Source organism: Ditibartonella apihabitans, from assembly GCF_002007485.1.
GTDB lineage: Bacteria > Pseudomonadota > Alphaproteobacteria > Rhizobiales > Rhizobiaceae > Bartonella > Bartonella apihabitans.
The window spans coordinates 725,969-739,544 of record NZ_CP015820.1 but is presented as its reverse complement, the minus strand read 5'-3'; the positions used below and the strand labels follow the sequence as shown (position 1 = coordinate 739,544).

Sequence of the window (13,576 nt, the reverse complement as noted above, 5' to 3'; positions counted from 1 at the left end):
GCTCATAAAAACGGTGAATGAAATGAAAAATTAATGTTTATTGCGCTTGCAAGTTTATGTGGTGTAAGCAGCGCCTATGCCGGTGGTTATGCTTTTGACGATGGTTCACCGGTCAACACCTATGTCATCGGTTCTACTGCCCAATCCGGCATGAACAAAGGTTATACCGGCAATTCACGTGCTTATACACGTGCAAATGGATTTGGCGATGGTTCGGTCGAAGATAGCTATGTCATCGGTCACGCGCAAAAATCCGGTGAAGCAACGCATGGTGGATCTATCAACGAAGCCCATTTCGGCGATGGATCACCGGTAAATCACCATTAAAAGCATCGCGAAGTTATGTTTAACGAAAACCGGCTTTTGAGCCGGTTTTTTGTGTTCTCCCACAAGTTTTCCTGTTTCTGTATTCTAAAGCCACTGTTATCGCTACAGGGCCACTCACCAACTATTTTATCGACCATTTCCATTTAAAAACTGTGCTTTCCGGAATGGCAATACAATATTTTTCTACTTACCGGTTGCTAATATTAAATTTTCGTTTATGTTTTTAATCGGATTTTTCATTAACCGACTAACTAATAATTGTATCAACAACACCGAAACAGATAAAGCAAATTAGGAGTATTTTTAACCGAATATAAGAATTATTAAAAAGACTTTTTTATTTTTTTGAACGGGTATGAATTAGTATTTTTTATTTATAATTCAATTGAATTTTTTCTCGAATTTAGACTTGGCTGATCGGATTGCTGCGCTATATGGGCATGAAGATCAACTCTTTCCCTTGGTATCCCCGAGGGATTTCATCCAAACGAAATATTAGTTCGGATATGAAAACCGATTTATATTTTCGCATTCAATAAACTATAGATAAAAATCGAAAATGACGATCTTGACTACCCCATCAGCGCTTTCAAAAATCGAACTTATTGCCGTTATTACCGCAGTTACGAACGGTCAACCAAAAGTTATTACTGTAGGACCAGAACAAAAACTTCCATCCGGACCGTTGGAATTCGGGCAACAAAGCCTGGAGTCTTCTTTACGTGACTGGATAAATACAAAAACCGGTCATCCCGTCGGATTTCTCGAACAACTTTACACATTTTCCAATCGTTTGCCTATCTCTGCCGAGAACAGTACGCGAACAATATCCGTCAGCTATCTGGGCTTGGTGCGTGAGCAAGACGAGTTTTCTCCAAATGCCGAATGGCATGATTGGTACGAGCATTTTCCATGGGACGATTGCCGAAGTGGAAAACATCCATGTGTCGACGAAATTATAAAAGCGCTCAATGTTTGGGCCGAAAAAGATAAAGTCCATTGTGACTTCAAGAAACGCAGAATTTCTTTTCTTTTCGGATGTAACGGCTTTTCGTGGCACGAAGATTTCATTCTCCAAAGATATGAAATTCTATATGAAGCGGGTCTCATTGCCGAAGCTGGAGGCAATCTTTTTGCGGGAACGCCAATGTTTGCCGATGACCGTCGAATTTTAGCAACCGCTATTGGACGGCTCCGAAGGAAAATAAAATATAGAGCTGTGATCTTTGAACTGTTGCCGGAAAAGTTCACATTATTACAGCTACAAAAAACGGTAGAAGCGATTATAGGAAGGCGCCTTCATAAACCGAATTTTCGTCGTTTGACCGAACAACAGGGAATTATCGAAGAAGTAGGCGAACGCGAAACGCAAACAGGTGGTAGGCCGGCTAAACTCTATCGTTATCGTCAGGAAATTATTGAATCCTGTGTGGTCAACCTCTCGCGGTTTCCGATTGCCCGCTCCGGGAATTAAACTCACCATTATCCCGACCGATAACTATCCCGTTTTGATTTTGAACAAGCTCAGATGGGTATCCTTTAAACATGACCGGCGGAAGTTAATGGCTTTAGTGTCATCTTATCGCGGATGGTCCTTGCGTTTAACAAACGCCTATCTGTTCATGAATTGTTGAAGTACATCTGACGTTTCATGAGCAAAAACTCGTTGAAGATGACGCGGGGTTCATTTTTTTTCACCTGTTTTTCTGGCGAATAGTCTTCCATTACCGAGAAACCTCGTGCCTTTCAACGAAGCTTGAATTAAAATGGTTTGCGTTTTTTACCCCCTCACCTTATGACAAAAAAAGGGGAGCCTTCCCCCTCTTCTTTCGTTTTAACCGTCGATTTAAAAATGTATTAACAATCAATTCAAAAATCCCAGTCCGAATCTTCCGTGGCAACGGCTTTACCGATCACATAGGACGAACCGGAGCCTGAAAAAAAATCATGGTTTTCGTCTGCATTCGGTGAAAGAGCTGAAAGAATAGCAGGATTAACTTTGCAAATATCGGGAGGAAACAGAGGCTCGAATCCCAGATTCATTAGTGCCTTATTGGCATTATAATGCAAAAACACTTTCACTTCTTCGGTTAACCCCACCCCGTCATAAAGTTGTTCGGTGTATTTTGTTTCAATATCGTAAAGATCCATCAAAAGCCCATAGGTAAAATCCTTGATTTCATTCTGCTCGCTATGAGAAAGCTTGTTGAAGCCGATTTGAAACTTGTAACCGATATAGTAGCCGTGCACCGCCTCATCACGAATGATGAGCCTGATAAGATCGGCGGTATTGGTGAGTTTTGCCCGACTTGACCAATACATCGGTAAATAAAAGCCGGAATAGAACAAAAAACTTTCCAGAAAAACCGAGGCAATTTTTCGTTTCAAAGCGTCACTGCCATTATAATAATCAAGAACGAGCGTCGCTTTTTTCTGAAGAAAAGCATTCTCTTCAGACCAACGATAGGCTTCGTCAACATCTTTTGTGAGACAAAGGGTCGAAAATATCGACGAATAGGAGCGGGCGTGAACTGCTTCCATAAAAGCAATATTGGTAAGCACCGCTTCCTCGTGCGGCGTAATTGCATCCGGCAAAAGCGAAATGGCGCCTACAAAATTCTGCATTGTGTCAAGAAGAGTAAGTCCGGTAAAGACGCGAATGGTCAATTGCTGTTCTGCCGGTGTCAAACTCGCCCATGACGAGACATCATTGGAAAGCGGTACTTTTTCAGGAAGCCAGAAATTTCCTGTCAATCTGTTCCAGACTTCAAGGTCTTTTTCATCTTCAATTTTATTCCAGTTGATCGCCGGAATGGTTTTTAAATGGTTTGTTAGCATCGGAAATTATCCTTAAAGGCTACAGGAAACACAGGTTTCGACTTCGGTTCCGCTCAAGGCCTTTTGGCGTAGCCGCACATAATAGATGGTTTTGAGTTTTTTCTTCCACGCGTAAATTTGCGCTTTATTAATGTCGCGCGTCGTGGCGGTATCCGGAAAGAACAGCGTTAATGACAAGCCCTGATCGACATGTTGTCCGGCTGCGGCATAAGTATCAATGATTTTTTCCGGACCTATTTCATAAGCGTCCTGATAATATTCAAGATTATCATTGGTCATATAAGGTGCCGGATAATAGACCCGACCAATTTTTCCTTCTTTGCGTATTTCTATTTTTGCAACAATCGGGTGAATGGATGCTGTGGCATTATTGATATAGGAAATCGAGCCGGTGGGCGGAACCGCCTGTAAATAACGATTATAAAGCCCCCATTTTTTCACCGATTGCTCAAGCTCCTGCCAGTCTTTCACAGTAGGGATCGTGAAATGCCTATCAGCAAAAAGCTGTTTGATGCGTTGTGTTTCCGGCTCGAACTTTTGAGTGAGATATTTTTTAAACGCACGCCCATCAGCATAGGCTGATTGTTCAAAGCCTTGAAATGTTTTACCCTTTTCTTTGGCAATAAGGTTCGAGCTTCTCAACGCATGAAAGGCAATTGTATAAAAATAGAGATTGGTGAAATCGAGTGCTTCCGGAGAGCCATAATAAATGTGCTCTTTGGCAAGAAAGCCATGCAAATTCATTTGACCGAGGCCGATAGCATGCGCCTCGCGATTGCCCTTTTCAATGGATGGCACACAAACAATATCGCTCATTTCGGAAACCGCTGTTAAAGCCCGGACCGCTGTTTCAACTGTTTTGCCGAAATCGTTGGACTGGAAGGCTTTAGCGACATTGAGCGAGCCGAGATTGCACGAAATATCGTTACCGATGTGACGATAGCTCAAATCGGCATTCAATGTGCTCGGCTCATTGACCTGAAGAATTTCAGAGCAAAGATTGCTCATATTGATGCGTCCGGCAATGGGGTTGGCGCGATTGACCGCATCTTCGAACACGATATAGGGATAACCCGATTCAAACTGGATTTCGGCCAGAGTTTGGAAAAAATCACGAGCATTGATTTTTTTCTTGGTTATGCGCGGATCGTCAACGAATTTGCGATAATTTTCGCTCAAAGATATGTCGGATAAGGCTTTACCCGTGACTTTCTCTACATCATAGGGTGAGAAAAGGTACATATCCTCGTTATTGCGTGCAAGCTCGAAAGTAATATCGGGGATGACCACCCCAAGGGAAAGTGTTTTGATGCGGATTTTTTCGTCGGCATTTTCCCGCTTGGTATCCAGAAAGCGCATAATATCGGGGTGATGGGCACTTAAATAAACCGCCCCTGCCCCCTGTCTTGCACCCAATTGATTGGCGTAAGAAAACGCGTCTTCAAGAAGTTTCATAACCGGCACAATTCCGGACGACTGGTTTTGTATTTTCTTGATCGGTGCGCCTTGTTCCCTGATATTTGTAAGGCACAAAGCGACCCCACCACCGCGCTTGGACAATTGCAAAGAAGAATTGATTGCGCGACCGATCGACTCCATATTGTCTTCAACCCGCAGAAGAAAACAGGAAACAAGTTCTCCACGTTGTTTTTTACCAGCATTGAGAAATGTCGGCGTTGCCGGTTGAAAGCGGCCTGTCATCATTTCATCGACAAGCCTTTCGCAAAATTTTTTGTCGCCTGCAGCAAGTGTCAATGCCACCATAACGACACGATCTTCGTAACGTTCGAGATATCTTTTCCCGTCGAAAGTCTTCAGCGTGTAACTCGTATAATATTTGAAGGCACCCAAAAATGTGGGAAAGCGGAATTTGAACGCATAAGCACGTTTGAAAGCTTTTTTGATAAAAGCAAAATCATAACAATCAAAAACGGTTTTCTCGTAATATCCTTCACGCACGAGGTAATCGATCTTCTCTTCAAGATCATGAAAAAATACCGTATTCTGATTGACATGCTGCAAAAAATATTGCCGCACGGCTTCACGATCTTTATCGAACTGGATAAGCCCATTATCGTCAAAAAGATTGAGCATTGCATTTAATGAATGATAATTTTTGTCACTATCTAAAGTGTCTGTTTTTTCTGGGCTATCTGTTTCCATAATTTTCCTAATCCTTGTCTGACAAGGTTCACGTCTTCTGTTGTCCCCCTGAGCTCGAAACTATAAAGCCAGGGCACACGACACTTTTGAGAGATGACTTTTCCGGCAAGTGCATAAGCCCAGCCGAAATTACGATTGCCACCGGCAATAACGCCTTTAAGAAATTGCCGGTTCTCTTCATCATTGAGAAAATTGATGACGGTTTTGGGCACTGCTCCATCGCCTTTGGCACCGGCGTAAGTCGGTACCACCAGAACATAAGGTTCAAACACTTTGGGAATTGCTGTTTTTTTGAAAAGTCTTAAAGACGGTTCACCGATTTGTTGCACAAAATAATCGGTATTGCCCGTCGCGCTCGAATAATAAACAAGGAGTGCCATATCATTCGAGCCCGTTTATTTTATCAGGTTGGAAACCGGCCCAGTGATTGTTTCCGGCAATGACCACCGGCAACATTTTATATCCCAAACTTTCGATATAAGATAAGGCTTCCGCATCTTTGGAAATATCCACAATATCATAGGAAATATGTTTATTATCCAATGCTTTGTACGTTGCTTTGCATTGTACGCAAAATGGTCTGCTGTAAATTGTAATTGTCATGATTTTTCCTGATTTCTGGTTGCAAAATCCCGCCTGCTTTCTTGCTTGAGAAAGCAGCATAAGAGACGTTTTTTAAAAGTTGCGTCGATAAGGCGAACTTTATCCGGTCAGAAAAAATAATAGAGAATCTTGGACATAAAACTTCCTTCCCGAAGCAATGTGGGGGATATGGCAAAGCCCACATCCGTACAAAACTCGTCCGGAAAGGCCATAACCAGAACACCCCGTCTGTTGACATTCAATTCAAGGCAGGTCTCCTGGCTCATGGCTTGAAGCGCCAAAACCACCTTCCCGGGGTAACCCCAGTGGCATAAGGTTCTGACTTACCATTTACAGTTGCGGGGGCAGCTTCGGCTTTTTGATGAATTACCGAATTCCCTCTTAGCTCTTTCACCCGATTTTAAATCCGCGATTTCGAATCCCAAATTTCGAATCCCAAATTTCGAATCAAAGAGAACCTCAAACACTAGATGTAGTATCACTCACAAGAGTTTCGTCAATATGTTTTAAAAAAGCAAATCGGATTATGTACAATTTTTGAACCTGTTCCGAAAAAAGGATGAGGCAAATTTCCGTTTCAAAAAGTCACTTTTTGTTGACGGTCCAATTATATAAATTGAATTTAGATTTTTATGAAATTACACTAGAGCCACCCGCCGAAATAGCGGACATTTAATCGGGGGGAGGTAGATACTCGGAGTATAAAATGACTACCTCAACAGCCACAAAGGCTGAACCTGGTGTACAAAGCGGAACGACTTTATATAGACGCATAAGTGTGGCAATGTTTTTTGCCGGCTTTGCAACTTTTTCTCTTCTTTATTGCGTTCAGCCACTACTACCATCTTTCGCAAACCATTATCACATAACGCCAGCGAACAGTTCGTTGGCGCTTTCTATATCAACCGGCTTTCTGGCCTTTTCAATTCTCCTTTCAAGCGCCTTTTCCGAAGCGCTCGGCCGCCGCGGTTTAATGACCGCATCAATGATCGGTGCTTCTATTCTGAACATCGTCGCAGCGCTTGCAACAAGCTGGCATTGGCTGCTTGTCGCACGCGCACTGGAAGGCATTCTCCTAGGCGGTGTGCCAGCCGTTGCTATGGCCTATCTTGCCGAAGAAATTGCTCCACGAGGGTTCGGAAAAATTATGGGACTTTATGTCGGGGGTACGGCATTTGGCGGCATGATGGGCCGGGTTGGTATGGGCAGCCTCATCGAATGGTTCAACTGGCAGTGGGCATTGGCTATTATCGGCATTATTGACCTCATTGCAGCCATCGCTTTCTATTTCCTGTTGCCACCATCAAAGAACTTTGTTGCCGTACACGGCATCAATATCCATCATCATATCAGAGCATGGGTAGGACATATCGGTTCGATACGGTTGCTTTATATTTATCTCTTCATCGCTTTGGTGTTCGGTGATTTCGTTGCGATTTTGAACTATACAGGCTTTCGCATGAGCGGAGCGCCGTTCTTCCTTAGCCCGACTGAGGTCGGCTTCATCTTCTTGAGTTACGTTTCAGGTATTATCGTTTCACCGATTGCCGGAAATTTGACCAACAAATATCACCGTAGTTCTCTATTGTTCATTTCTGTTGCGATTCTGGCTTTAGGGCTGGTTTTGACACTGACCAATAGTCTGTTTTGGTTTATTGTCGGCATAATTTGTGTAACCATAGGCTTTTTCTCCGCCCATGCGGTGGCAAGCAGTTGGGTTGGCCGCATTGCCGTCGGAGCAAAGGGACATGCAACAGCACTTTACCTTCTGTTCTACTACATGGGATCAAGCTTCATCGGTGCATTTGGCGGCTGGTTCTGGTTCCATGGCGGCTGGGACATGGTCATTGCATTTACCGGTACGCTCGTCATCATCGCGTTCGGATTCTGCTATTTGTTACGGCGTCGTGAATTGGCCTGAATTATTCATTGTTGAGTAGCTGATCAAGTCAATGCAAAAAGCGTGAGTTTCAGGTTCAGGAAAACAACAAGGCGCGCAAAATACCATTCAGGTCTTTGCGCGTCTTTTTTAATTCAAAACCACTCTCTGAAAAAAGAGCAATCACGTCTTTTTCCTGACCTTTGCCAATTTCAACCGCAATCATTCCATGCGGTTTCAAAAATGGTCGGCCTTCTTTTGCGAGCTTCCGATAAAATTGGAGCCCGTCTTGCCCACCCGACAATGCCCTCAAGGGATCGTATTTTTTCACCTCGGTTGCAAGTGAACAAATTTGACTTTCCCGAATATAGGGCGGGTTCGATATAATCATATCGAACTTTCCTGAGAGACTAAAAAACCAGTCACTGTTTAAAGGCGTAAAACGGTCTGCTACTCCTGCATTTTTTGCGTTCAATGAAGCTGCTTCTAAGGCATTGTCACTGATGTCGACAGCCGTGGCCTTGAGCCCGTCAACATTTGCCAGAAGAGCAATGGCTATGGCGCCGGTTCCGGTTCCCATATCGACAATTCCGGCTTCGCCACATTGCCCGATTATGGCTTGAATTTCAGGTAACGCCAAATCGACAAGCGCTTCTGTATCGTCTCTTGGTTCGAGCGTATCAGCAGAAAGCTGAAACTCTATCCCGTAAAATTCCCGTTTTCCGATAATGCGGTAGACCGGTTTACCATTCAGCCGTTCAAAAATTGCCTTATCAAGCCGTTGCAAGGCTTCATCACTCACTTGAAGATCGGGATTGAGAATTTCATCTGTGCGGGTCGTTGATGTGACAAACTCGACCAGAAGACGTGCATCAAGATCGGCATTTTCCAGTTTTTTGTCGCGGAACAGTTTTCTTGTTTTTTTCAAAACATCGGAAAGACTTGCCATAATCAGCCGCTATTGCCCAGTTCCGCAAGCAAGGTCGCTTGATGATCGGCAATCAGCGCATCAATCAGCTCGTCAAGTTCGCCTTCCATGACCCTGTCAAGCTTATAGAGCGTAAGATTTATCCGGTGGTCTGTCACACGACCTTGCGGAAAGTTATAGGTTCTTATGCGCTCGGAGCGGTCACCGGAGCCAACCTGACTTTTACGGGAAGCAGAGCGTTCGGTATCTGCCTTTTGACGTTCCATATCATAAAGTCGGGCACGCAAAATCTGCATGGCACGCGCACGGTTTTGGTGTTGGGATTTTTCCGCCTGCACGACCATAATACCGGTCGGCAGGTGGGTGATACGCACGGCAGAATCGGTTGTATTGACGTGCTGGCCACCGGCGCCTGACGCCCGCATGGTATCAATCCTTATGTCTTCCGGCTTGATTTCAACGTCGATTTCTTCTGCTTCAGGTAAAACCGCGACGGTTGCTGCCGACGTATGAATGCGCCCGCCCGCTTCCGTTTCCGGAACACGTTGCACACGGTGCACACCGGACTCGAATTTCAGCCGCGAAAACACGCCCTTGCCCGTGACAGAAGCGATTATTTCCTTATATCCGCCAACATCACCTTCGCTTGCGGAAACCACTTCAACTTTCCAGCCATGCAAACTCGCATAACGTTCATACATACGAAAAAGATCACCCGCAAAGAGGGCAGCTTCCGACCCGCCGGTACCTGCACGTATTTCCAGAATGGCGCTTTTTTCATCGGCTGCATCTTTGGGCAGAAGTTCGATTTGAACATCATGTTCCAGTTTGGCAATTTTGGCTTTGATTTCGGGTAATTCTTCTTCTGCAAGGCTATGCATTTCGGAATCGATCGAATGATCTTTCAACATTGCCTCAAGATCGTCCTCTTCGTGATGAGCCTTATTGAGTTCACGTATCAGACCAACAATATGTTGCAATTCCGAATATTCCGAGGCGAGCTTCACATAGGTCTCGGCATCGGGATTATTTGCCATTTCGCTTTCGATCATCTCGAAATGTTTTTCGAGCTGATTCATACGCTCTTGCGGTAATGCAACCATATTTTTAAAAGCCTGTATGTTGATATGGACCAGTTTTCCCCGATCACCGATCAGAACCGGGCAAATGTGTGATAATGCAGCTCAAGCCGCTTGCCAATCTAAAAAGTGCTTATGTTAAATGGATAAAAAAATTACAAGCGCCTTTTTTGCGTTACCTATGTCTGATGGCTAGGACCGAAACCCGCGCGGGTCGTTATTTGTACTTGCGTTTTTTACCATAAAGTTCGAACCGATGGTGGATAATGTCATAACCCAATGAATGGGCGATTTCTTCCTGTAATTTTTCAATGAGGTCGGAGCGGAATTCGATAACCTCGCCGGTATCAATATCAATGAGATGGTCGTGATGCTCGCGGTTTTTCTGTTCGAAGCGTGACGGACCGCCTTCAAACTCGTGCCGTTCAATTGCACCAACTTCCTCAAGAGCCTTCATCGTACGATAGACAGTCGACAATGAAATTGTCGGGTCTTGTTCACTTGCACGTTTAAAAAGCTCGAAAGCATTGGGGTGATCGAGATTATTATTGAGAAGATCAAGAATAATACGCCGTTGCCTTGTTATTCTAAGGCCACTTTTACGTAATTCTTTTTCATAATCGGGTTTATCTTCCATCATATCTTTAGAACCGATAATTCAATCTTGTGCAAGGAAAAAGTAGAATTTTACATTCAAGATTATACCCCACACTTCAGTTTCAAGAAAGTAGATTACTTGTTAAAACTCTACATCAATAAAAACCTTGAGCATTGCTCGATCGTTTTGCCGGAAAACTTCCATGACAAAATAAAATGACCGCGCGAAATCACGTTGTTTATATTGACATCGAACATCTTTTGAATGCTGATATGCAGACTATACACTATCGTGATTTTAAGAATTGTCACAATAGCAACATCAGATCAATCAGGCGTGTCAAACAAAAGATCCGTGACAATGCTTGTATTTTTTGCCCGACCCGCACGGACAAAGTTCATTGCGCCCCACTTTGCCCCATGTGGTCGGATCTTTCGGATCACGTTTCGACGGTGCAACAACGGTATCACTTTCAGTACCTACCGAAATCATGCCTTCCGCATCGTCCTGACCGTTAAATTCCGGATGATCGGCATGCATTTCGGGAAGCGGAGCGGGCTCGGCCGGTTGTTCAACGATTTCAAACCGCATGAGTTTGGAAACAACGTCACGCCGCAAATTGGCAAGCATTGCCTGAAAGAGTTCGAAGGATTCAGTTTTATATTCGTTGAGCGGGTCGCGCTGGCCATAACCGCGGAATCCGACGACCGAACGCAAATGGTCAAGATTGACCAAATGTTCGCGCCATAATGTGTCAATGCTCTCAAGCAACATGGCTTTGCGGAAATAGGCCATAACTTCCGGGCCAAAGCGTTCTGCACGTTCCTTCGCACGCTCTTCCATGGCGTTCTTGACGCGTTCCAGTATCTGCTCTTCGGCAATACCTTCTTCCTTCGCCCAATCCTCGACGGGTAAATCAAGATTGAACAATTCACGCAATTTGTCACGTAGTCCGATCGCATCCCATTGTTCCGAATAGGTACCGTGCGGCACGTATTTTTCGACGAGATCCTCTATGACTTCATCGCGCATTTCGGCGATCATATCGGTAAGGTCTTTGGAATCCATAACTTCCATACGTTGTTCAAAAATAACCTTACGCTGGTCATTCATGACATCGTCATATTTCAGAAGGTTTTTACGAATTTCGTAGTTGCGCGCCTCAACCTTTTTCTGCGCTTTTTCGAGTGCCTTGTTAATCCACGGGTGGGTGATGGCCTCGCCTTCTTTCAGGCCGAGTTTCTGCAACATTCCATCCATGCGGTTGGAACCGAAAATGCGCATAAGATCGTCTTGCAATGACAGATAGAATTTTGACCGCCCGGGGTCACCCTGACGGCCGGAACGACCGCGCAACTGGTTATCAATACGTCGGCTTTCATGGCGTTCTGTCGCCAGAACGTAAAGGCCACCGGCGGCAAGCGCCTTTTCTTTCAATTTCGCAACATCTTCTTTGATTGCTGCAATTTTGGCATCGCGTTCGGGACCTTCAGGAACATCTTTCAATTCCTGTTCAACGCGCATATCGACATTGCCACCAAGCTGGATATCGGTACCGCGGCCGGCCATATTGGTGGCAATCGTAATTGCCCCCGGCACACCTGCTTGGGCAACAATATAAGCTTCCTGTTCGTGATAACGGGCATTCAATACATTAAAACCGGTAATACCATCTTTCCGCAGGCGATCAGCCAGATGTTCGGATTTTTCGATTGACGTAGTGCCAACCAGAATAGGCTGCCCGCGTTCGTGGGAGGCACGGATATCACGAACAATTGCCTGATATTTTTCTTCGACAGTGCGATAGACCTCGTCATTCTCGTCGATACGTTTGACCGGCAGATTGGTCGGAATTTCGATAACCTCGAGGCCATAAATATTGCCGAATTCTTCCGCTTCGGTTGCCGCAGTACCGGTCATACCGGCCAATTTGTCATACATGCGGAAATAGTTCTGGAAAGTGATTGAAGCAAGTGTCTGGTTTTCCGGCTGGATAGCGACATGTTCCTTGGCTTCCAAAGCCTGATGAAGCCCTTCCGAATAGCGGCGCCCCGGCATCATACGACCGGTAAATTCGTCAATGATCATGACTTCGCCGTTACGCACAATATAATCTTTGTCGCGCGTAAACAATTTATGGGCTTTCAACGCATTGTTGATGTGATGCACAATCTTGACATTTTCGATGTCATAAAGGCCATGGCCTTTTAACAGCCCTGCCTCGGCAAGCATTTTTTCAACTTTTTCTGTACCGACTTCGGTAAAAGTTGCCGTCTTCTGCTTTTCGTCGATTTCGTAATCTTCGGGCTTCAGCGGCGGAATAAAAGTATCAATCTGTTTATAGAAATCGGTACGATCTTCAAGCGGTCCGGAAATGATAAGCGGCGTTCTTGCTTCGTCAATCAGAATAGAATCAACTTCGTCGACAATCGCGTAGTGATGTCCTCGCTGAACCATCTGGCTACGATCAAATGTCATATTGTCACGCAGATAATCGAAGCCGAGTTCATTGTTGGTGCCATAGGTGATATCGCAGGCATAAGCAGCGCGACGCTGGTCGTTATCAAGGTCATGAACAATAACGCCGGTTGTGAGACCAAGAAAACCGTAAAGCTTCCCCATTGTTTCGGCATCACGTTTTGCCAGATAGTCGTTAACCGTGACAACGTGTACCCCTTTGCCTTCAAGAGCATTGAGATAGACCGGCAATGTCGCCATCAGGGTTTTACCTTCACCGGTACGCATTTCCGCAATACCGCGATTATTCAAAACGATACCGCCAATAAGCTGGACATCGAAGGGGCGCAACCCGAAAACCCGTTTAGAGGCTTCTCTTGCTGTTGCAAAGGCTTCTGGCAAGAGAGAATCAAGTGTTTCTCCCTCTTGTAATCTTTTACGGAATTCATCGGTTTTCTGCCGTAATTCACTGTCACTCAATGCCTGCATTTGCTCTTCAAGAGCATTGATCTCGGCAACTTTTGGCCGAAGAGACTTGATGCGACGTTCGAATGCCGAACCGAATATTTTGCGCGCAATGCCGCCTAAACTGACCATTTCTGGTCCTTTCCGATGTTAGTTGTTGGCGTTTATCAACGCCCGTTGAGTGACGTACACCCTTTAATCTTCAATGGCCGTCCATGCAACCGGAACCGGCTGACAAG

General features: G+C 44.9%; 12 protein-coding genes and 1 riboswitch. Of the genes, 3 read left to right on the top strand and 9 right to left on the bottom strand.

The genetic code is table 11. The features are described 5' to 3' along the window. Positions 1-33: 33 nt before the first annotated feature. Positions 34-327: a hypothetical protein gene (locus BBC0178_RS03275; protein WP_078039195.1), complete on the top strand. Its 294-nt coding sequence runs from the start codon at positions 34-36 to the stop codon at positions 325-327. Between the two features lie 559 nt (positions 328-886). After that, complete coding sequence (locus BBC0178_RS03270; protein ID WP_078039194.1) at positions 887-1,801, top strand: NUDIX hydrolase; 915 nt, start codon at positions 887-889, stop codon at positions 1,799-1,801. Positions 1,802-2,196: 395 nt separating this feature from the next. Here BBC0178_RS03270 and nrdF read toward each other — a convergent pair whose 3' ends face one another. The 5 genes from nrdF to BBC0178_RS11810 form a co-directional block, all read right to left on the bottom strand. Beyond that, positions 2,197-3,165, bottom strand: coding sequence for a class 1b ribonucleoside-diphosphate reductase subunit beta (gene nrdF, locus BBC0178_RS03265; protein ID WP_078039193.1), 969 nt, complete (start codon positions 3,163-3,165; stop codon positions 2,197-2,199). Positions 3,166-3,177: 12 nt separating this feature from the next. Further along, a complete protein-coding gene (nrdE, locus tag BBC0178_RS03260; RefSeq protein ID WP_078039192.1) occupies positions 3,178-5,328 on the bottom strand; it encodes a class 1b ribonucleoside-diphosphate reductase subunit alpha in 2,151 nt (716 codons plus the stop codon). After that, positions 5,292-5,708: a class Ib ribonucleoside-diphosphate reductase assembly flavoprotein NrdI gene (nrdI, locus tag BBC0178_RS03255; protein WP_078039191.1), complete on the bottom strand. Its 417-nt coding sequence runs from the start codon at positions 5,706-5,708 to the stop codon at positions 5,292-5,294. The genes nrdE and nrdI overlap by 37 nt, the downstream gene beginning before the upstream one ends. A gap of 1 nt (position 5,709) precedes the next feature. Further along, complete coding sequence (gene nrdH / locus BBC0178_RS03250; protein WP_078040333.1) at positions 5,710-5,931, bottom strand: glutaredoxin-like protein NrdH; 222 nt, start codon at positions 5,929-5,931, stop codon at positions 5,710-5,712. 107 nt (positions 5,932-6,038) lie between these two features. Beyond that, complete coding sequence (locus tag BBC0178_RS11810; protein WP_188317763.1) at positions 6,039-6,197, bottom strand: hypothetical protein; 159 nt, start codon at positions 6,195-6,197, stop codon at positions 6,039-6,041. After that, positions 6,162-6,344: riboswitch (cobalamin riboswitch) on the bottom strand. (Overlaps the previous gene by 36 nt.) 293 nt (positions 6,345-6,637) lie before the next feature. On the opposite strand from BBC0178_RS11810, the gene BBC0178_RS03245 reads away from it, so the two are divergent. Then, positions 6,638-7,852 (top strand): MFS transporter, encoded by a 1,215-nt coding sequence (locus BBC0178_RS03245; RefSeq protein WP_078039190.1) that lies wholly within the window; start codon positions 6,638-6,640, stop codon positions 7,850-7,852. A 55-nt stretch (positions 7,853-7,907) separates the two neighbouring features. On the opposite strand, the gene prmC is transcribed toward BBC0178_RS03245, so the two are convergent. The 4 genes from prmC to secA all read right to left on the bottom strand — a co-directional run bounded on the left by prmC (position 7,908) and on the right by secA (position 13,469). Continuing rightward, a complete protein-coding gene (gene prmC, locus BBC0178_RS03240) occupies positions 7,908-8,759 on the bottom strand; it encodes a peptide chain release factor N(5)-glutamine methyltransferase (protein ID WP_078039188.1) in 852 nt (283 codons plus the stop codon). Between the two features lie 2 nt (positions 8,760-8,761). Next, entirely contained in the window at positions 8,762-9,841 is a 1,080-nt protein-coding gene (gene prfA / locus BBC0178_RS03235; RefSeq protein WP_078039187.1) for a peptide chain release factor 1, read from the bottom strand. Between the two features lie 193 nt (positions 9,842-10,034). Further along, positions 10,035-10,454 (bottom strand): Fur family transcriptional regulator, encoded by a 420-nt coding sequence (locus tag BBC0178_RS03230; protein WP_078040332.1) that lies wholly within the window; start codon positions 10,452-10,454, stop codon positions 10,035-10,037. A gap of 300 nt (positions 10,455-10,754) precedes the next feature. Further along, entirely contained in the window at positions 10,755-13,469 is a 2,715-nt protein-coding gene (gene secA, locus BBC0178_RS03225) for a preprotein translocase subunit SecA (protein ID WP_078039186.1), read from the bottom strand. Positions 13,470-13,576 lie beyond the last annotated feature (107 nt).

What these genes read in the sequence shown, in the direction of transcription:
- BBC0178_RS03275 (WP_078039195.1), top strand. Translation starts at nt 34, where the DNA reads ATGTTTATTGCGCTTGCAAGTTTATGTGGTGTAAGCAGCGCCTATGCC.
- BBC0178_RS03270 (WP_078039194.1), top strand. Translation starts at nt 887, where the DNA reads ATGACGATCTTGACTACCCCATCAGCGCTTTCAAAAATCGAACTTATT.
- nrdF (WP_078039193.1), bottom strand. Translation starts at nt 3,165, where the DNA reads ATGCTAACAAACCATTTAAAAACCATTCCGGCGATCAACTGGAATAAA.
- nrdE (WP_078039192.1), bottom strand. Translation starts at nt 5,328, where the DNA reads ATGGAAACAGATAGCCCAGAAAAAACAGACACTTTAGATAGTGACAAA.
- nrdI (WP_078039191.1), bottom strand. Translation starts at nt 5,708, where the DNA reads ATGGCACTCCTTGTTTATTATTCGAGCGCGACGGGCAATACCGATTAT.
- nrdH (WP_078040333.1), bottom strand. Translation starts at nt 5,931, where the DNA reads ATGACAATTACAATTTACAGCAGACCATTTTGCGTACAATGCAAAGCA.
- BBC0178_RS11810 (WP_188317763.1), bottom strand. Translation starts at nt 6,197, where the DNA reads ATGAGCCAGGAGACCTGCCTTGAATTGAATGTCAACAGACGGGGTGTT.
- BBC0178_RS03245 (WP_078039190.1), top strand. Translation starts at nt 6,638, where the DNA reads ATGACTACCTCAACAGCCACAAAGGCTGAACCTGGTGTACAAAGCGGA.
- prmC (WP_078039188.1), bottom strand. Translation starts at nt 8,759, where the DNA reads ATGGCAAGTCTTTCCGATGTTTTGAAAAAAACAAGAAAACTGTTCCGC.
- prfA (WP_078039187.1), bottom strand. Translation starts at nt 9,841, where the DNA reads ATGGTTGCATTACCGCAAGAGCGTATGAATCAGCTCGAAAAACATTTC.
- BBC0178_RS03230 (WP_078040332.1), bottom strand. Translation starts at nt 10,454, where the DNA reads ATGGAAGATAAACCCGATTATGAAAAAGAATTACGTAAAAGTGGCCTT.
- secA (WP_078039186.1), bottom strand. Translation starts at nt 13,469, where the DNA reads ATGGTCAGTTTAGGCGGCATTGCGCGCAAAATATTCGGTTCGGCATTC.